This window comes from Curtobacterium sp. PhB25 (assembly GCF_004365375.1).
In the GTDB taxonomy this organism is placed as follows: domain Bacteria; phylum Actinomycetota; class Actinomycetes; order Actinomycetales; family Microbacteriaceae; genus Curtobacterium.
In genome coordinates, this window is record NZ_SODR01000008.1 from 61,913 (window position 1) to 80,203 (window position 18,291).

Annotated in this window: 17 protein-coding genes and 3 tRNA genes; 7 read left to right on the top strand and 13 right to left on the bottom strand. The window is 71.0% G+C overall.

Annotation, left to right across the window (positions count from 1 at the left end; all coding sequences use genetic code 11):
• Positions 1 to 23: 23 nt before the first annotated feature.
• On the top strand, positions 24 to 3,596 hold the full coding sequence (locus EDF51_RS15265; protein WP_134195514.1) for a bifunctional proline dehydrogenase/L-glutamate gamma-semialdehyde dehydrogenase: 3,573 nt from the start codon (positions 24 to 26) through the stop codon (positions 3,594 to 3,596).
• Positions 3,597 to 3,611: 15 nt separating this feature from the next.
• Here EDF51_RS15265 and EDF51_RS15270 read toward each other — a convergent pair whose 3' ends face one another.
• From EDF51_RS15270 to EDF51_RS15305, 8 genes are all read right to left on the bottom strand, one after another.
• Positions 3,612 to 3,809 carry a hypothetical protein gene (locus EDF51_RS15270; RefSeq protein WP_123339214.1) on the bottom strand — a complete coding sequence of 66 codons (198 nt, stop codon included), beginning with the start codon at positions 3,807 to 3,809 and terminating at the stop codon, positions 3,612 to 3,614.
• Positions 3,810 to 3,819: 10 nt separating this feature from the next.
• Entirely contained in the window at positions 3,820 to 4,362 is a 543-nt protein-coding gene (locus EDF51_RS15275) for a dihydrofolate reductase family protein (RefSeq protein ID WP_134195516.1), read from the bottom strand.
• Between the two features lie 65 nt (positions 4,363 to 4,427).
• Positions 4,428 to 4,769: a hypothetical protein gene (locus tag EDF51_RS15280; RefSeq protein WP_131844960.1), complete on the bottom strand. Its 342-nt coding sequence runs from the start codon at positions 4,767 to 4,769 to the stop codon at positions 4,428 to 4,430.
• Entirely contained in the window at positions 4,766 to 5,761 is a 996-nt protein-coding gene (locus EDF51_RS15285) for an SDR family oxidoreductase (protein ID WP_134195518.1), read from the bottom strand. The genes EDF51_RS15280 and EDF51_RS15285 overlap by 4 nt, the downstream gene beginning before the upstream one ends.
• A 73-nt stretch (positions 5,762 to 5,834) precedes the next feature.
• Positions 5,835 to 6,608, bottom strand: a complete 774-nt coding sequence (locus EDF51_RS15290; RefSeq protein ID WP_208321856.1) for a DUF2071 domain-containing protein — start codon at positions 6,606 to 6,608, stop codon at positions 5,835 to 5,837.
• Positions 6,605 to 7,438 carry a nitroreductase family protein gene (locus EDF51_RS15295; protein ID WP_134195520.1) on the bottom strand — a complete coding sequence of 278 codons (834 nt, stop codon included), beginning with the start codon at positions 7,436 to 7,438 and terminating at the stop codon, positions 6,605 to 6,607. The genes EDF51_RS15290 and EDF51_RS15295 overlap by 4 nt, the downstream gene beginning before the upstream one ends.
• 22 nt (positions 7,439 to 7,460) lie before the next feature.
• The gene (locus tag EDF51_RS15300) at positions 7,461 to 7,835 is read right to left on the bottom strand and encodes a hypothetical protein (RefSeq protein WP_123937217.1); all 375 of its coding nucleotides are present in this window, start codon (positions 7,833 to 7,835) and stop codon (positions 7,461 to 7,463) included.
• 10 nt (positions 7,836 to 7,845) lie between these two features.
• A complete protein-coding gene (locus tag EDF51_RS15305; protein WP_111083794.1) occupies positions 7,846 to 8,283 on the bottom strand; it encodes an Lrp/AsnC family transcriptional regulator in 438 nt (145 codons plus the stop codon).
• 246 nt (positions 8,284 to 8,529) lie between these two features.
• Here EDF51_RS15305 and ddaH point away from each other — a divergent pair, with 246 nt between their 5' ends.
• Positions 8,530 to 9,432 carry a dimethylargininase gene (gene ddaH / locus EDF51_RS15310; protein ID WP_123294534.1) on the top strand — a complete coding sequence of 301 codons (903 nt, stop codon included), beginning with the start codon at positions 8,530 to 8,532 and terminating at the stop codon, positions 9,430 to 9,432.
• Complete coding sequence (gene rocD / locus EDF51_RS15315; RefSeq protein ID WP_134195521.1) at positions 9,432 to 10,661, top strand: ornithine--oxo-acid transaminase; 1,230 nt, start codon at positions 9,432 to 9,434, stop codon at positions 10,659 to 10,661. Before ddaH ends, rocD begins: the two co-directional genes overlap by 1 nt.
• A gap of 105 nt (positions 10,662 to 10,766) precedes the next feature.
• Here rocD and EDF51_RS15320 read toward each other — a convergent pair whose 3' ends face one another.
• Complete coding sequence (locus EDF51_RS15320; protein WP_131844953.1) at positions 10,767 to 11,759, bottom strand: SDR family oxidoreductase; 993 nt, start codon at positions 11,757 to 11,759, stop codon at positions 10,767 to 10,769.
• A 378-nt stretch (positions 11,760 to 12,137) separates the two neighbouring features.
• Here EDF51_RS15320 and EDF51_RS15325 point away from each other — a divergent pair, with 378 nt between their 5' ends.
• Positions 12,138 to 13,148 carry an aldo/keto reductase family protein gene (locus tag EDF51_RS15325; protein WP_134195523.1) on the top strand — a complete coding sequence of 337 codons (1,011 nt, stop codon included), beginning with the start codon at positions 12,138 to 12,140 and terminating at the stop codon, positions 13,146 to 13,148.
• A 68-nt stretch (positions 13,149 to 13,216) separates the two neighbouring features.
• On the opposite strand, the gene EDF51_RS15330 is transcribed toward EDF51_RS15325, so the two are convergent.
• The 3 genes from EDF51_RS15330 to EDF51_RS15340 all read right to left on the bottom strand — a co-directional run bounded on the left by EDF51_RS15330 (position 13,217) and on the right by EDF51_RS15340 (position 13,493).
• A tRNA-Phe gene (locus EDF51_RS15330) sits at positions 13,217 to 13,289 on the bottom strand.
• Position 13,290: 1 nt separating this feature from the next.
• Positions 13,291 to 13,367, bottom strand: a tRNA-Asp gene (locus EDF51_RS15335).
• 53 nt (positions 13,368 to 13,420) lie between these two features.
• Positions 13,421 to 13,493, bottom strand: a tRNA-Glu gene (locus EDF51_RS15340).
• 258 nt (positions 13,494 to 13,751) lie between these two features.
• Between EDF51_RS15340 and EDF51_RS15345 the strand changes: the two genes are divergently transcribed.
• Positions 13,752 to 15,029, top strand: a complete 1,278-nt coding sequence (locus tag EDF51_RS15345) for a M23 family metallopeptidase (protein ID WP_131844951.1) — start codon at positions 13,752 to 13,754, stop codon at positions 15,027 to 15,029.
• Positions 15,030 to 15,062: 33 nt separating this feature from the next.
• A complete protein-coding gene (locus EDF51_RS15350) occupies positions 15,063 to 16,514 on the top strand; it encodes a C40 family peptidase (protein ID WP_134195525.1) in 1,452 nt (483 codons plus the stop codon).
• Between the two features lie 201 nt (positions 16,515 to 16,715).
• On the opposite strand, the gene EDF51_RS15355 is transcribed toward EDF51_RS15350, so the two are convergent.
• Complete coding sequence (locus tag EDF51_RS15355; protein WP_134195527.1) at positions 16,716 to 17,207, bottom strand: inorganic diphosphatase; 492 nt, start codon at positions 17,205 to 17,207, stop codon at positions 16,716 to 16,718.
• Between the two features lie 64 nt (positions 17,208 to 17,271).
• Between EDF51_RS15355 and tilS the strand changes: the two genes are divergently transcribed.
• Complete coding sequence (gene tilS / locus EDF51_RS15360; protein ID WP_134195529.1) at positions 17,272 to 18,291, top strand: tRNA lysidine(34) synthetase TilS; 1,020 nt, start codon at positions 17,272 to 17,274, stop codon at positions 18,289 to 18,291.

Below are 18,291 nucleotides of genomic sequence, written 5' to 3' on the forward strand. Positions count from 1 at the left end.
GAGGTGCGGCATACGATCGGAGCATGCCGAGCGCCCGCCTCCAGGACTGCACCGACGACGCCGTTGCGCTGGTCCGCAAGTGGCTGGCGGCGTCCGCCGGGGCGAAGCCGGACGCCGGTGCCGCCCGTCTCGCCGAGGCCCTGCGCGACGAGCGTGGCCTCGACTTCACGCGCAGCTTCGTCGACAAGGTCATCCGCCCCGAAGACCCCCGGGTCGCGGCCCGCAACCTCGAGCAGGTCAGCCGCGACGTCCCCGACTTCCTCGCCTGGTACCTGCGCGGTGCGGTGACCCTCGGCGGCGGGTTCGCGACGATGGCGCCGTGGGCGGTCATCCCCACCGCACGGCGGATCCTGCGCCGGATGACCGGCCACCTGGTCATCGACGCGAGCACGGCGAAGCTCGGTCCGGCGCTCGCCAAGGTCGGTGGGCCGGGCACCCGGCTCAACGTGAACCTGCTCGGCGAAGCCGTGCTCGGCAGCGCTGAGAGCGACCGTCGGCTGCAGGGGACGATGGACCTGCTCGCCCGCGACGACGTCGACTACGTGTCGATCAAGGTCAGCTCGGTCGTGCCGCAGATGTCGATGTGGGCGTTCGACCAGACGGTCGAGCGGGTCGTCGACCGGCTCGTGCCGTTGTACCGGCTCGCGGCCGCTCCGCTGGCGTCCGGCGGCCCGGCGAAGTTCATCAACCTGGACATGGAGGAGTACCGCGACCTCGACGTCACCCTCGCGGTGTTCCGGACCCTGCTCGACCGTGACGAGTTCGCGGGGCTGCAGGCCGGCATCGTGCTGCAGGCCTACCTGCCCGATGCCGCCGGGGCGCTCGAGTCCCTGACGACGTGGGCGCAGGAACGCCGGGCCCGGGGTGGCGCTCCGATCAAGGTGCGGCTCGTCAAGGGCGCGAACCTGGCGATGGAGCACGTCGACGCGATCGTGCACGACTGGCCGCTCGCGACCTGGGGCAGCAAGCGCGAGACCGACTCCGCCTACCTGCGGATGCTCGACGCCGCGCTGACCACGGAGCGCACCGACGCCGTGCGCATCGGGGTCGCCGGCCACAACCTGTTCGACCTGGCGACCGCGTGGGTCCTCGCCCAGCGCCGCGGGGTGACCGACGCGGTCGACTTCGAGATGCTGCTCGGCATGGCATCGACGCACGCCGACGCCGTCCGCGCCGACGTCGGACAGATCCTGCTCTACACACCCGTCGTCCAGCCGGACGAGTTCGACTCCGCGATCGCGTACCTCGCCCGCCGCCTGCAGGAGAGCTCGAGCCCCGAGAACTTCATCGCCGCGGCGTCCGACATCGACCACGACGCCAGCGTGTTCGACCGCGAGCACGGCCGGTACCTGGCGTCGGTCGCGGCGCTCGACCAGCCGGTGCACGCGACGCACCGCACCCAGGACCGCCACCGGGCGCTCGGCGAGCCCGTCCTGCGCGACGCGTTCCGGAACGCCCCGGACACCGACCCCGCCGTCCCCGCCAACCGTGCGTGGGCGCTCGACGTCCTGCGCCGGGTACCGCGCTCGCAGCTCGGCGCGCAGACGATCCGCGGGGCCAAGGTGGCCGACCGCTCCAAGCTCGAACGGATCATGGCCCGCACCGCGCAGGCCGGCGTCAACTGGGGGCGGCAGGACCCCTCCGACCGTGCCGAGCTCCTCGACCTGATCGGGCACGAGCTCGAGACCCGCCGCGCCGACCTGATCGAGGTGATGGCGGCGGAGACCGGGAAGACGTTCTCCGAGGCCGACACCGAGGTCACCGAAGCCGTCGACGCCGCCCACTACTACGCCGAGCGCGCCCGCCGCCTCGGCGACATCGAGGGTGCCCGCTACGTCCCGCCACGCCTGACGGTCGTCGTGCCGCCGTGGAACTTCCCCGTCGCGATCCCCGCCGGTGGGGTGCTGGCGGCGCTCGCCGCGGGCAGCGGAGTCGTGCTCAAGCCGGCACCCGAGGCGAAGCGCAGTGGTGCGCTGCTGGCCGACGTACTCTGGGACGCCGGCGTGCCGCACTCGCTGCTGCAGCTCGTCGACCTGGCCGAGGACGAACTCGGCCGTGACCTGGTCGGGCACCCCGCCGTCGACCGCATCATCCTGACCGGCTCGGCCGACACCGCGCGATCGTTCCGCTGGTGGCGCGCCGGTCTGCCGCTCAGCGCTGAGACGAGCGGCAAGAACGCGATCGTCGTCACGCCGAGCGCCGACATCGACCTCGCAGTGCAGGACATCGTGCAGTCCGCCTTCGGCCACGCCGGCCAGAAGTGCTCGGCGGCGTCCCTGGTCGTCCTGGTCGGCACGGTCGGCGAGAGCGAACGCTTCCGTCGGCAGCTCGTCGACGCCACGCGCACGCTCCGGGTCGCCTGGCCCGACGACCCCACCGCCCAGGTCGGCCCGGTCATCGCCGAGCCCGAGGGCAAGCTGCGGCAAGGGCTCACCGAGCTCGGCCCGGGGGAGTCCTGGCTCGTGCAGCCGACGGCCCTCGACGACTCCGGGCGGCTGTGGTCGCCCGGCATCCGCGACGGCGTCCGCCCGGGCAGCGACTTCCACCAGACCGAGTACTTCGGCCCGGTGCTCGGCATCATGCGCGCCGAGACGCTCGAGCAAGCGATCGCGATCCAGAACGGCACGGACTACGGCCTGACGGCGGGGATCCACTCGCTCGACGCCGACGAGGTGGCGGACTGGCTCGCCAGCGTGCGCGCCGGCAACCTGTACGTGAACCGCGGCATCACCGGTGCGGTCGTCGGCCGGCAGCCGTTCGGCGGCTGGAAGCGGTCGTCCGTGGGCACGGGCACGAAGGCGGGCGGACCGATGTACGTCGCGACGCTCGGCCGGTGGGAACCGGTCCCGCGCACGGTGCACAAGAGCATCCAGCTGCACGGTCTCCCGCCGCGCGTGACCTCGGTGATCGAGGCCGCACGCAGCGGCTTGTCGTTCGAGGAGTTCGACCAGGTGCGGGCCGGTGCGCTGAGCGACGTCCGTGCGCGCGAGGAGCTGTACGGCGGCTCGCACGACCTGTCGGGGCTCGTGGTGCAGCGGAACGTGCTGCGCCACCGACCGCAGTCCGTCATCGTGCGGCAGGCCGAGGACGCCTCGGCGGGCGACCTGGTCCGCGCGCTCGTCGCTGCCACGGCTGCACGCGCCCACGTCCTGCTCAGCACCGCCCGCCCGTTGCCCGGCCCGCTCAGTCAGCTGCTGGCCTCGAGTCGGTCGCCGCTGGACGTCGTCGACCACCTGGTCGAGTCGGACCAGGACTTCCACGCCCGCGCTTCGTCCGGCGCCGTGTTCCAGGCGAACTGGACGAGTGGTGAGGACGACGAACCCGTCGACGCACTCGGGGACATGCTCGCGCAGGGGCAGGACCGACCCGTGCACACGGCGTTCGGCGGCCCCGGCGCACGGATCCGGCTCATCGGTGGCGATGCCCTGGCGCTCGAGGAAGCCCTCGGGGCGAGCATCGACGTCGCGATCCACGACGCGCCGGTGGTCGAGGCCGGGTTGATCGAGATGCTCCCGTTCATCCGTGAACAGTCGGTCTCGATCACCGCGCACCGGTTCGGGGACGTCGACGCGGACTTCGCTGACCTGCGCGTCTGACGTCCCCGGCTCGGGTCAGTCCTCGGTGTCGCCTGCTTCTTCGTCCTCGACGCCGGTCTCGTCCATCCGGTCACGCAGGTGGTCGGCCATCGCTCCGGCGCCCTCGCCGTGGTGGTCGTGGTCGACCTGTTCGATCAGGCCGTGCAGCTTCTCGTGGTTCGTGGCCTCGTTGGCGCCGTCCATGACGGGCTCGGTCTGCTCGTTGTCGCTCATGGCTCGGACGCTACGCCGGGGTGGCTGCGGACCGGTAGTGCAGCTCGACGGCACCGCCGGTGAACGGCGTCGTCCCGACCAGCTCGAACACCGGGGTCGGTGCCGCGACCGGTAGCAGCGGCGCACCGGCGCCGAGCGCCACCGGCATCACGGTGACGCGGAGCTCGTCGAGCAGCCCTGCTTGCTGGTACTGCGCCGCGAGCAGTCCGCCGCCGACGACCCAGACGTCGCGCTCGCCGGCGGCCCGTTCGAGGTCGGCCTGGTGGTCCGCGACCTCGCCCGACACGAAGTGCACGTCGGCGCCGTCCGGCACCGGCAGGTCACGCGTGGTGAACACCCACGTCGCCAGGTCCGGGTACGCCCACGTGTCGTCGTGCTCGAGCAGCCACTCGTACGTGGTCGAGCCCATGACGATCGCGCCGATGCCCGCGAAGAACCGGCCGTGGTGCTCCTGGAACGGCTCGAAGCCGAACTGCAGCAGCCAGTCGAGGTCGTCGTCCGGTGCAGCGACGAAGCCGTCCAGCGAGGACGCGACGGAGTAGGTGGTACCCATGCCCCGGACGCTACCGAGCACCCCCGACAGGCGTCAGCGCCGACGGACGTCAGTGCCGCCAGCCGTCAGCGCCGGCTGCCCCGACCGACGACGGCGACCTCGGCGACGGTGAGCACCGTGGCGATCCACACCTGCTGCAGGGCGAACCCGCGGCGTCGTGGGTCGAGGGCGAGCGGCACCATCGTCACGCCGTGCACCGCGTCGACGGCGGCGCTGAGCGTGTGCGCGTTCCCGGTGCCCGTGCGTGCGACGAGGGCGGCCTGCACGAGCTGCCGGACGCCGAGCACGCCGTGCAGCACGGCCTGGTCGCGACCACGAGCAGCTCGGCCCAGGTGCCACAGGCCGAGTCCGGCCCGGCACAGCTCGACGACGGCTGCACCCCGCACCGACGATCCGTGGCGGCTCATCGTCGTCGTCCGGCCACGAGTGCGACGGCCCCGGCCGCGCCGAGCGCCGCCCCGATGATGCCGTTTCCGATCCGTCGGTGTTCCACCCACCAGGTCTGCGGCGACCAGGCGTGCGCGGACTCGTCGAACACACCGTGCGCGCCATAGTCGCCCGGCACCGGCTCGTACAGGTTGTCGTGCAGCTCCTGTCCGTCCTTGTCGGGCGCCTGCTGCCCGGAGACGAGCGTCTTGGCGGCGTACCAGTCGGCGAAACGCCCGCTGATCCGGTTGCCGAGGATCGTGTAGACGGTCGACTCGCCGACCCAGGTGCGACGGCGCGGCCGCTCGGCCACGGCAGCGATCGCGCGCGCACCGACCTCGGGCTGGAAGATCGGGGCGACCGGCTGCGGGTGGTGCGGCAGCTTCGACTTCACCCAGCCGAACTGGATCGTGTTCAGGGCGGGCATGTCGACCCGCGACACCTTCACCTTGCTGCCCTGTTCGAGCAGCTCGGAGACGACGGACTCGGTGAACCCGACGATCGCGTGCTTCGCGCCGCAGTACGCGGCCTGCAGCGGGATGCCCCGGAAGCCGAGTGCTGAGCCGACCTGGACGACGTGTCCCTGGCCGCGGGGCACCATCCGGGAGAGCGCGGCACGGGTCCCGTTGACGAAGCCGAGGTAGGTGACGTGCAGCGCTCGCTCGAAGTCCTCGGGCGCGGTGTCCAGGAACTTTCCGAACACCCCGACCATCACGCCGTTCACCCACAGGTCGATTGGCCCGAGTTCCTGCTCGACGCGGTCGGCCGCGGCCTCGACGGCCTCGCGGTCGGACACGTCGGCGACCAGGGCCAGCCCGCGACGCCCCGCGGCCTCGACCTCGGCGACCGCGGCGTCGACGCCGTCCCGTCCACGGGCGAGGACGGCGACGTCCCACCCCCGCGCGGCGAGCTCCCGGACGGTCGCACGCCCCAGTCCTGCGGATCCACCGGTCACCACTGCCACTCGAGTCATGGCTCACTTGTACCTGCGGCCGACCATGCACCACTCAGCCGGTGTCCCCCGAAGCGGCAGCAGCAGCCCGGCTTCAACGCCCCCGACCGAACCGCGTCGTGACCCCCGCCGAGTAGAGCACCGAGTCCGGCTCCAACTCCGTCAGCCCGAACGGCAGCCCCGCGGCGCCGACCAGGTCGTCCCGCAGCGACACCACCGAGGCCCGGTGCAACGGCCACGCGTCGTGCTCGTTCGGCCAGAACCGGGTCCGCCCAGCCCGGTGCACGTGCATGCCCCACCGCGCGGTCAGGAACGTCTCGAGCGGCCCTGGCTCGTCCAGTACCTCGCCCACGCGGACGTCGAGCATCGACCGCAGGTGCGTCCCGTGCCGCCGCATCGCGTACCCGACGCGGCCGTCGCCGCTCCGCGACTCGGCGTCCGCCCACCAGTAGGGCAGTCCGGTGGCCACGCGTGCGCCGAGGGTCGGCAGCAGCTTGCCGGCGTCGAGCGACAGGAACACGACACCGTGCTGGCCCTGCTCGTCGACCGTGTAGACGCGGACGTTCACCTCGACGAAGTCGCCGATCGAGCCGGTCCGCCCCAGCGCCCCGAGGGGCGGGAACCGGGTGTCCTCGAACCGGAACCCGATGAGGCCCACCCAGGTGGTCACCCCGTCGTCGGTCCCGTCGAGCGCCATCGTGTCGGGTCGCGTTCCGGCTGGCAGCAGCGGGGCCACCGCCGACACGTCGACGCGCCAGTGCACGAAGACGACGTCGAGCCAGTCCTGCGAGATCCAGGGGCGGCCCGGCAGGCCGGGGGCGGTTCCCGGGAGGCCCGGGGCACTCTGGGTGGGTCGGGTGTCGGTCACGATGTGGTCGCCTCCGGTTCGATGTGGCCCGCGACGGGCGCGTCGTCCCACCCCTGCTGCGGGGTGTCGCAGGTGTCGCGGAACACGTACTGCGAGGGCCGCTTCCGCTCGCTCGACGTCCAGTCGATCGCGGGGCGGCGTCGTTCGGGCGGCAGGTACCCGATCCGGTAGACGGCCATGAGTTCGAGCGACTCGGGCACCCGGAGCAGCCCCTCGATGTCCGCCCAGGCACCCGGGGTCTCCATCGGGAAGGACACGAACTGGATCCCCAGCCCGAGCTCCGTCGTCGCGAGCCAGATGTTCTCCATCGCCGCGCCCATGCTGAACACGGAGTAGAAGCCGGACAGCTCCTGCTGCCGGTACTCGTGGCGGTCGAGCATCACGCCGAGCAGCAGCGGCGACCCGGCGACGAGCTTCCGGTTCTCCTCACCTAGGCTCTGCGGCACGCGGAGGGTGTTCATGAGCAGCTGCCCACGCTTCGTGAACACCTGCTTCGTGAACGGCCGGAGCGGCCCGGGCAGCTTGTCGAACAGCATGCCGTCGCGCCGCTCGTCCATCTCGGCCTTCGAGAACCGGAAGTACGGCTTGTACCGCTCGAAGAACGTCCCCTCGGCCATGGTGCGGGTCATCGAGCTGCCGCTGATCGCGGCGACCCGGTCGATCGTGTCGCGCTCCTCGACCAGCACGAACCGCCACGGTTGGCTGTTCAGCTGGGACGGGGCCCGGCCGGCGAGCTCCATGAGCAGCCGTTGGTGCCCCTCGGACACCGGGTCGGGCAGGAACGCCCCGTTCGTGGTCCGTCGGCGTCGGATGGCCTCGAAGAGCTCCACTGCTTCCCCTCGTGTCTCGTGGTCACGGTCGGCGCCGCACCAACAGCGCCCCCAGGTAGGACGGCACGGCGGCCACCGCGATCTTCCAGTGTGCTCCGGAGCGCGGGTTCGTGCGGGGCGCGAGCGCGAGCGGGACGAGTGCGGGCAGCAGGAACAGCGCCGAACGGTCACGGGTCCACAAGGGCGTCGTCGCGGCGGCCCCGGTGAGCGTCGCCGTCACGACGAACAGACCGTGGTGCACGACGCGGAGCTTCCTCGTCCGGATCAACCGGACGGCGACGGCCGTGCCCCAGAGGCAGTTCGCGACGTAGGCGAGGCCCGCAGCGGTGACCAGCCGACGGGCGGGACGCGATCCCGTGGGCGGTGATCCGCGCCTCCCGGTCGTGTTCCGTGCCATCTGCCGGACGTTACGCGGTGTCGCGACTGACCAGCTTGGAGAGCACGATCGCGGACCGCGTGTGGTCCACCTGCGGTGCGAGGCGGACCTTGTCGAGCGCCTCCTCCAGCGCGGACAGGTCCTTGGAGCGCATGTGCACGACGGCGTCGGCGCTCCCCGTGACCGTGCCGGCGTCGATGACCTCGGGCACGGTGTCGAGCAGCGCACGCAGCTCGTCGGGGGAGACGGTGCCGCGGCAGTACAGCTCGACCCAGGCCTCGGTGCCGCGGTCCTCGACGGCGGGGTCGACCTTGATCGTGAAGCCCTGGATGACACCATCGCCGACGAGTCGGTCGACGCGGCGCTTGACGGCCGATGCCGAGAGTCCGACCACCGACCCGATGTCGCCGTAGCCGGCGCGGGCGTTGTCCCGGAGTTGATCCAGGATGCGGTGGTCGAGCGAATCCATTGCACCCATCGTACGCGGACTTCTTGCGAGGTCGGCGGTTCGGACGCACGAAACGTGCGTCACCCGAACGGGTGCCACGGCGCTTCGCTCCCGGTACTGCACTTGCCGGACGGTCTGTGTCAGGATCGACGTGGCGTCGACCTGGTCCGCTACGGCGAGTGAGCCTGCATCTCGCCGGAGCACCTCTCCTTCGTTCCGTTTCGGTTCCTGGCAGGCTCGGGCCCCGGTCCCTTCTCAGGAGGACTGATGTCGAACACCGCACCCTCGACCACCGATGCACCGGCCCGTACCGCCACCAAGCGGACGATCCTGATGTGCAAGCCGGACTTCTACACGGTGAGCTACCGGATCAACCCGTGGATGCACCCGGAGGAGCCGACCGACACGTCGAAGGCCGTCGCCCAGTGGCAGACGCTCGTCGACGTGTACGAGCAGCTCGGCTTCGACATCTCGTACATCGACCCCATCGACGGCCTGCCGGACATGGTCTACGCGGCCAACGGCGGGTTCGTGCTCGACGGCATCGCCTACGGCGCGAAGTTCCAGTACCCCGAGCGCCAGCCCGAGGGCCCGGCGTACATGGACTGGTTCCGTCAGGCCGGCCTGACCGTCGCCGAGCCCGAGCAGACCAACGAGGGCGAGGGTGACTTCCTGCTCATCGGGAACACGATCTTCGCCGGCACCGGCTTCCGGTCGGACAGCACCTCGCACGACGAGCTCGCGACGATCTACGGCCGTGAGGTCGTCACCCTGAAGCTCATCAACCCGAGCTTCTACCACCTCGACACCGCCATCGCCGTGCTCGACCCGGAGCCCGACGCTTCCGGCCGGTCGAACATCGCGTACCTGGAGAGCGCCTTCGACGAGCCGTCGCTGGCGATCCTGCGCGAGCGCTTCCCCGACGCGATCATCGCGACGGAGGAGGACGCCGCGATCCTCGGCCTGAACTCCTACTCCGACGGGTACAACGTCGTGATCGCCGCGCGGGCTGTGCGGTTCGCCGAACAGCTCAGGGAGAAGGGGTACAACCCGATCGGCGTCGACCTGTCCGAGCTGTTGCTCGGCGGTGGCGGCGTGAAGTGTTGCACGCTCGACCTGCACCCGGTCGGCACCGGCAACTCGGTCGCCCGCTCGCTCGGGGTCAGCTGATGTCGGCGGCAGCGTCGCTCGGGGTCAACACCGCGGCGGCGCTCGCCGTCGAGGACCGCGCCCTCGCGCACAACTACAGCCCGCTGCCCGTCGTCATCGCGTCGGGTGCCGGAGCGACCGTCACCGACGTCGACGGCAAGCAGTACCTGGACGGCCTCGCCGCGTACTCCGCGGTGAACTTCGGCCACGGCAACCCGCGGCTGCTCGACGCCGCCCGGGCGCAGCTCGACCGGGTGACGCTGACCAGCCGTGCGTTCGTGAACGACCAGCTCGGGCCGTTCGCCACGGCACTGGCGGCGTTGACGGAGACCGAGATGGTCCTGCCGATGAACACCGGTGCCGAGGCCGTCGAGTCCGCGATCAAGGTGTCCCGCGCCTGGGGCTACCGCGTCAAGGGGGTCCCCGCGGACCGCGCGACGATCATCGTTGCGTCCGGGAACTTCCACGGCCGCACCACCACGATCATCTCGTTCTCGGACGACCCCTCGGCCCGGGATGACTTCGGTCCGTACACCCCGGGGTTCCGCACGGTGCCGTACGGCGACGCCGCTGCCCTGCGCGCAGCGATGGACGAGACCGTCGTCGCCGTGCTGCTCGAACCCATCCAGGGCGAGGGCGGCGTGGTCATCCCGCCGGCGTCGTACCTCCCTGAAGTCCGGGAGGTCTGCGACGAGTTCGGTGCGCTGTTCATCGCCGACGAGATCCAGTCCGGCCTCGGACGCACGGGCCACACGCTCGCCGTGCAGCGCGTCGGGGTCCGCCCCGACCTCATCACGCTCGGCAAGGCACTCGGCGGCGGCATCGTGCCGGTGTCCGCGGTCGTCGGCTCGCGCGCTGTCCTGGGGGTGCTGCGTCCCGGTGAGCACGGTTCGACCTTCGGTGGCAACCCGCTCGCCGCTGCCGTCGGCGCCGAGGTCGTGGCGATGCTCGGTGAGGGCACGTTCCAGCAGCGCGCACTCGACGGCGAACCGTTGCTGCGCGGGCTGCTCGACGACCTGCTCGGCAAGGGGGTCGTGTCCCACCGCGTCGCCGGACTCTGGGCAGGGATCGACATCGACCCGGCGCTCGGCACCGGCAAGGAGATCTCGAAGGACCTGGCCGACCGCGGGCTGCTCGTGAAGGACACCCACGGTTCGACGATCCGCTTCGCTCCGCCGCTCGTCGTCACCGACGACGAGCTGCGCACGGCGATCGGCACGCTCGCGTCGGTCCTGTCCGCGCGCGCCTGAGCCGCGCGCTCGGCGCCGCGCGCTCGGCGCCGCGCGCTCGCTTCGTGAGCAGAAATGGTCGGGTCGCCACACGGCACCCGACCATTTCTGCTCACCAAGTGCGGCTCACACCGCCCAGCGCGCCGCCAACTCGTCCATCAGCGCATCGAGGCGCTCGTCGACGACCTGCGCGTCGGGGTTGGCCTCGAACCAGGCGATGACCTCACGCACACCCTGCCGGTAGGGCGTCCGCGGCCGGTACCACGGCACGAGCGACCGGACCTTGCTGTTGTCGAACACCGAGCTGTTCGCCTTGTCGCCGAGCAGCGCCGCACCCCACTCCGGGTCCACGGCGTTGATGGCGTCCGCCGGCACGTGCACGATCTGCAGGTCGGACACCCCCGCCGCCGCCGCGATCTCGTGCGCGATGGCGTTCCAAGTCGGCGCCTCGTCGCTCGTGATCGTGAAGGCCTCACCGATCGCCGACGCGTTGTCGAGCAGCCCGGTGAACCCGACCGCGAAGTCACGGCTGTGCGTCAAGGTCCACAACGACGTGCCGTCACCGGTGATGATGATCGGCTTGCCGGCGCGCATCCGCGCCACCGCAGTCCAGCCACCGGTGAGCGGCAGCTTCGTCTCGTCGTAGGTGTGTGACGGCCGCACGATCGTCACCGGGAAGTCCTGCTCCCGGTACGCCTCCATGAGCAGTTCCTCGCACGCGATCTTGTCGCGCGAGTACTGCCAGTACGGGTTCTTCAGCGGCGTCGACTCCGTGATCGGCAGGTGCGTCGCCGGCGTCTGGTACGCCGAGGCCGAGCTGATGAAGACGTACTGCCGCGTCCGTCCCGCGAAGAAGCCGATGTCGGCCTGCACCTGGTCCGGCGTGAAGGCGATCCAGTTCACGACCACGTCGAAGTGGCGGTCGCCGAGTGCGTCCGCCAGGGCGCTGCGGTCCGACACATCGGCCTGGAGGCGCGTCACACCCTCCGGGATCGGCCTGCCCCCGGTGGTCCCCCGGTTCAGGACCGTGACGTCGTGGCCCTGTTCGGTTGCCTCCCGCACACAGGAGGCGCTGATCACGCCGCTCCCGCCGATGAACAACACGCTCGCTCCGGTCATGGATGCTCCCTCGCTCTCCGCGGCACCGCTCCGTGCCGCCACTTCCCTCCGATCCTGCACCTCGGCGGCTTGGCCACGTCGCGGATGCGGTTGGGTTTCCTGGGTCGCACGGCCCTTGAGCGCGCGAGTACTCAACCCGATGAGATGGATCGTCGGAGGGATGAGTCGAAAAAGGTCGTCTGCTGCGTACAGCCATTGGTCGGTCATACCCTGCATGTGCATCGATTCCGAGAAACCTCGGTCATCGCGCGGGCACGGCTAAATCCCGTGGGTCCGAAGCGTGAACTTTGTGAACGCCGCTGTGTCCCGGCATCGACCCGCGGACTACCGTCACGGGTCGAGCCGCACCGACGCGGCCACGACAGGAGTGACACGCACATGGAGTACCGCTACCTCGGCAACTCGGGCCTCAAGGTCTCCGAGATCACCTACGGCAACTGGCTCACCCACGCATCCCAGGTCGAGAACGACGCGGCGATCGCCTGCGTCAAGGCCGCCCTCGAGGTCGGCATCTCGACGTTCGACACCGCCGACGTCTACGCCAACACCGGCGCGGAAACCGTCCTCGGCGAAGCCCTCAAGGGGGAGCGGCGCCAGTCGCTCGAGATCGCCACCAAGGTGTTCGGGCCGACCGGGCCGAAGGGGCACAACGACACGGGGCTGTCCCGCAAGCACATCCTCGAGTCGATCGACGGCTCGCTGACCCGCCTGCAGACCGACTACGTCGACCTGTACCAGGCACACCGCTTCGACCACGAGACCCCGCTCGAGGAGACGATGCAGGCCTTCGCCGACATCGTGCGCCAGGGCAAGGTCCTGTACGTCGGTGTGAGCGAGTGGACCGCGGAGCAGCTCCGTGCCGGCGCCGCGCTGGCCAAGGACCTCGGGTTCCAGCTCATCTCGAACCAGCCGCAGTACTCGGCGCTGTGGCGCGTCATCGAGGAAGAGGTGGTGCCGACCTCGAAGGAGCTCGGCATCTCGCAGATCGTCTGGTCCCCGATCGCCCAGGGCGTCCTGACCGGCAAGTACAAGCCGGGTCAGCCGCTGCCCGAGGGCTCACGCGCCACCGACGACAAGGGCGGCGCGGACATGATCAAGCGGTTCATGCGCGACGAGGTGCTGTCCTCGGTGCAGGAGCTCGAGCCGATCGCGAAGGAGCTCGACCTGTCGATGGCACAGCTCGCCGTCGCCTGGGTACTGCAGAACGAGAACGTCGCGAGCGCCATCATCGGGGCGTCGCGTCCGGAGCAGGTGCACGACAACGCCGGCGCTGCCGGTGTCACGATCCCGGCGGAGCTGCTCAGCCGGATCGACGATGCCCTCGGTGCCGTGGTCGAGCGTGACCCGGCGAAGACCAACGACAGCAGCCCGAAGACCCGCGAGGCCTAGCGCCGACCCGGGCCAGACGGCTCAGACAACGGAAAAGGCCCCCTGCCGAAGCAGGGGGCCTTCACCGGTGGCTGGACACGGCATCGATCCGTGGACCTTTCGATTTTCAGTCGAACGCTCTACCAACTGAGCTATCCAGCCGTGGCGACCCTGACGGGACTTGAACCCGCGACCTCCGCCGTGACAGGGCGGCACGCTAACCAGCTGCGCTACAGGGCCATGTTGAATTGCTGTGGTGTTGCTCAGTACTACTTGCTCGCTCACTCGGAGAGTGACCCCAACGGGATTCGAACCCGTGCTGCCGCCGTGAAAGGGCGGTGTCCTAGGCCACTAAACGATAGGGCCGCAAGTGGTGCTTCGCGCTACCGATGGACAAGCATACGGATGCCCCCGGGGGTTCGCAAATCGGGCCGCGTTCCCGCGGAATCCCCGGCGTGTCGCGCCCGCCCGGCACCGGGTGCCGAGGTTGCGGTGCGAGCATCGTCACCGGCTCCACGCCCCTCGTCCGAGGGGCTGTGGGGCTGCGACACCTGTTGTTACTGTTGCGTCTGTTAACAGTGTTACGTGCGTGAGCCTTGCCGCGCTGTTACGAAATCGAGATACATGTCGACCTCACCTTCGCTCTCCCTCCGCAACCGCAGCCGCCTCGTCGCCGCCGCGGTCGCCGTCGCGCTCGCCGGCAGCACCCTCGCGGTCCTCGCCCCGGCGACGTCGGCCAGTGCCGCGAGCTACCCGAGCTGGTCCGAGGTGCAGAAGGCCAAGTCCTCGACGAGTGCCCAGCAGGCGAAGGTCACCGAGATCAAGTCGCTCATCTCGACCCTGAAGTCCGAGGCCGCTGCGAAGCAGAAGGCCGCACAGGCTGCCGGCGAGGCGTACCAGGCGGCACAGAACAAGTACGACGAGGCGACCCTCGAGCAGAAGACGCTCCAGTCCCAGGCGGACGACGCCGAGCAGACCGCCGCACAGTCCGAGGAGCAGGCCGGTCAGCTCGCCGCGCAGCTCGGTCGGGCCAGCGCCAACGACGTGACGACCGACATCCTCACGCACCCCTCGGACTCCGGTGACCTGCTCTACGAGCTCGGCGCCATGTCGAAGCTCAGCGAGCAGGCCGACGGCATCTACTCGCAGGCGTCGCAGGACCGGGGCACCGCGCAGGCGCAGGCCGACAAGGCGGACAAGGCCAAGGCGGCGCTGGGCGACCTCGCCGACGCGGCCCAGTCGAAGATGCAGCAGGCGCAGGGTGCTGCCGACGCGGCGCAGACCGCCGTCGACGCCCAGAACGACAACGAGTCGCGGCTCGAGGCCCAGCTGACCGCTCTCACCACGAAGCAGCGCGGTGTCGAGGCCGACTACCGCAAGGGCGTCGCCGCCGAGAAGGCCCGACAGGCCCGCATCGCCGCTGCTGCCGCCAAGGCAGCCGCGAAGGCCGCGGCGACGAGCCAGGGCGGTACCGGCGGCGGGACGGCCAACTCTGCCGGGTGGGTCCGTCCGGCCGGCGGCTTCCAGACCAGCGGCTACGGCATCCGCGTCGACCCGTACACGCACTACACGGCACTGCACGCCGGGGTCGACCTCGCTCCCGCCTGCTACGCCCCGATCTACGCGGCCCACGACGGCACCGTGACCTTCGCGGGCAACGGCGGCGGCTACGGCAACGAGGTCATCCTCGACAACGGCGGCGGCATCTCGACGGCCTACGGCCACATCGTCGACGGCGGGATCATGGTCGCCAGCGGCCAGCACGTCACCGCCGGGCAGCAGATCGCCAAGATCGGTTCGACCGGCTGGTCGACCGGGTGCCACCTCCACTTCGAGACCCGGGTCAACGGTGCTGCCGTCGACCCGGTCCCCTTCATGGCAGCGCGGGGGATCTCGGTATGAGCATCAGCGCAGCCGGGATGCGTTGACCCCGCCATGACCCTGTCCGCTCGCTCGTTCTCCTGCGGGATCGCCACCGTCGCCGTGCTCGGCATCGGACTGTCGGTCGTCATCGCCGGACCCGCCCAGGCCGCGCCGTCGGCACCGTCCTGGGACGACGTCAAGGCCGCGAAGTCGGATGCCGCCGACGCGCAGCAGACGGTGGACAAGCTGAGCGACCGGCTGACCTCGCTGCAGGCCGCCGCGGACCGCGCCGGCATCGTCGAGCAGCAGGCCGGGCAGGCGTACGCCCTCGCCGCCTCGCAGCAGCAGGAGGCGAAGGACACCCTCGCCGACCTGTCCGCGCAGTCGAAGCGGGCCAAGGGCAAGGCGGACGACTCCGCGGGCCAAGTGGCCGCGCTCGTCGTCGAGCTGTCCCGCACGGGCGGCGGCGACCTGTCGACGACGATGCTCACGGACGCCTCGGACTCCGGCGACCTGCTCTACCGCGTCGGCACGATGTCGCACCTGTCCGAGCGATCGGCGACGATCCTGGCCCAGGCCCGCTCCGACCAGAAGACCGTGGACTCGCTCGCCGACCAGCAGTCCGTGGCCACGACGGCACTGAGCAAGGCGACCGAGGCGACGAAGACCGCCTTCGCCACCGCCAACGACGTCTCCGCCGACGCCCAGGCCCGGGTGCAGAAGCAGCAGGACCAGCAGGACCAGGTCCTCCGCCAGCTCGCGTACCTCAAGGGCACGAGCGTCGTGACGGAGAGTGCGTACTGGAGTGCGCAGCAGGCCAAGGCGGCCGAGACCGCCCTGGCGGCCCAGACGAGCAGTGGCGGCGCCAGTAGCAACAGTGGCGGCACCGGCACCGGCACCTCCACGAGCCCGAGCACCGGCGGCGGCAGCACGAACGCCAGCCCGGACACCGGATCCGGTTCCGGCTCCGGCAGCGGCACGACCACCCCGTCGCGCCCGAGCACCCCGTCGAAGCCGAGCACGCCGGCCGCTCCCGCGCCCGCCCCGGCTCCCGCCAAGCCGAGCACGCCGACGCCGTCGAAGCCGAGCACCCCGGCGCCCAGCACTCCGGCACCCGCCCCGAGCAGCCCCTCGAAGGCGGCCGGTGCGATCTCGTACGCCCGCGGGCAGCTCGGGAAGCCCTACGTCCTCGGTGGTGCCGGCCCGAGCACCTGGGACTGCTCCGGCCTCGTCATGATGGCCTACAGCTCGCAGGGCATCGCGACCGGCGGCCACAACGTCGTCTGGCAGTACAACTACTTCGGCTCGATCGGCCGTCTCGTGCCGCTCTCGCAGCGCCAGCCCGGCGACATCCTCTTCTACTCGTCGAACGGAACCGCTTCCGGCGGTTACCACGACTCGATCTACACCGGCAACGGGATGATGGTCGAAGCGGCCCGACCGGGCGTCGGTGTGGTCGAGCGGGCGGTCTGGACGCCGAGCCAGCTCCTGCCGTACGTCGCCCGCCCGAGCGGTTCGCTGTAGCCCGCAGCCCGGTCTTTCCCATAGCGGCTGCGGTAGCAAGCGGGATCGGGCATACCTGCCCGGATCAGAGCACCAGGTACGCCCGTTCCCACCAGGTACGTCCCCGCACCGCCCGTCCCCCGCCCGGCAAAGCAACCCCGGACACAGAACGGCGCCCGCCCTCCGGATGGAGAGCGGGCGCCGTTCTGTGCCAGAGGAGCGTCAGTGAGCGGCGGGCACGTACGCGGCCTGGCCGGCCTGCACGATCGCCTCGGCCTCGGCGGCGTCGCCCCAGCCCTCGGCCTTGACCCACTTGTTCGGCTCGAGGTCCTTGTAGCGCTCGAAGAAGTGCGCGATCTCGGCCTTCGTCTGCTCGTCGACGTCCGAGATGTCCTGGATGTGCGTCCAGCGCGGGTCCTTCGCGGGGACCACGAGGACCTTCTCGTCCTTGCCGGCCTCGTCGCTCATCTTGAAGACGCCGACCGGACGGACCTTGACGCCCACGCCGGGGAACGTCGGGAACTCGAGGAGCAGCAGCGCGTCCACGGGGTCGCCGTCGTCGGCCAGGGTCTTCTCGAAGAAGCCGTAGTCGGTCGGGTAGACGAACGACGTGAACAGCACGCGGTCGAGGTAGACACGACCGGTCTCGTGGTCCACCTCGTACTTGTTGCGGCTGCCCTTGGGGATCTCGACGACGACGTCGTACGCGGCCATGTCTGTACTCCTGGTGTGTCGGTGGGGCTGTCGGTGGTCCCGAGAGCGCGGCTAACGTTACCGGGTGAACTCTCCGCGTCCCCGGCTGGACCCTGCCGTCGCCGAGACCCGCCTGGCGGTCCGCGACCTGCTCGCCACCGCGCTCGACGACGGCGTCGTCACCGCGGGTGACCTCGTGCTGGTCGCGCTGAGCGGCGGACCGGACTCGCTCGCGCTCGCCGCGGCCACCGCGTTCGAGGCGGGCAAGCAGGGGCTCCGAGCCGGGGCAGTGGTCGTCGACCACGCGCTCCAGGCGGGCTCCGAGGCGGTCGCGAGCCGCGCCTCCCGGCAGGCATCCGAGCTGGGTCTGGACCCGGTCGAGGTCCGCAGGGTCGCGGTCGGCTCCGATGGTGGTCCGGAGGGCGCCGCCCGGGAGGCCCGCCACGCGTCGATCGCCGAGGTCGCGTCCGCCGCCGGGTCGCCTCTCGTGCTGTTGGGACACACCCTGGACGACCAGGCCGAGACGGTGCTGCTGGGCCTGCTGCGCGGCAGCGGGCCGGACAGCCTGTCGGGCATGCTGCCGCTCGCACGGCGCGACCAGGGGCCGGCCTACGGCCGCCCGCTGCTCACCGTGCGTCGGCACGCGACGCGGCAGGCGTGCGCCGCCGCCGGGCTGGCGCCGTGGCACGACCCGCAGAACGACGACCCCGCCTACGCCCGGGTCCGCGTGCGGAACACCCTCATGCCGGTGCTCGAGCGCGAGCTCGGTGCGGGGGTGCCCGAGGCGCTGGCGCGGACGGCCGACCAGCTGCGCGAGGACTCTGCAGCACTCGACCACTTCGCCGAGGAGATGGCGGAGGACATCGCCGAGCACTCCGAGGCCGGCATCTCCCTGTCCGTCCGGGCGCTCGGGGCGAACCCGCCGGCGCTCCGGCAGCGACTCGTGCGCCTGGCGGTGGAGAGCGAGTTCGGCGTGACGCTGTCGCGCGTGCAGACGCTCGAGGTCTGCCGGCTCGTCACGGACTGGAGCGGACAGGGGCCGATCGACCTGCCGGGTGTCCGGGCGTCGCGATCCGGTGACCGCCTGTCGTTCAGTGCCGGTTAG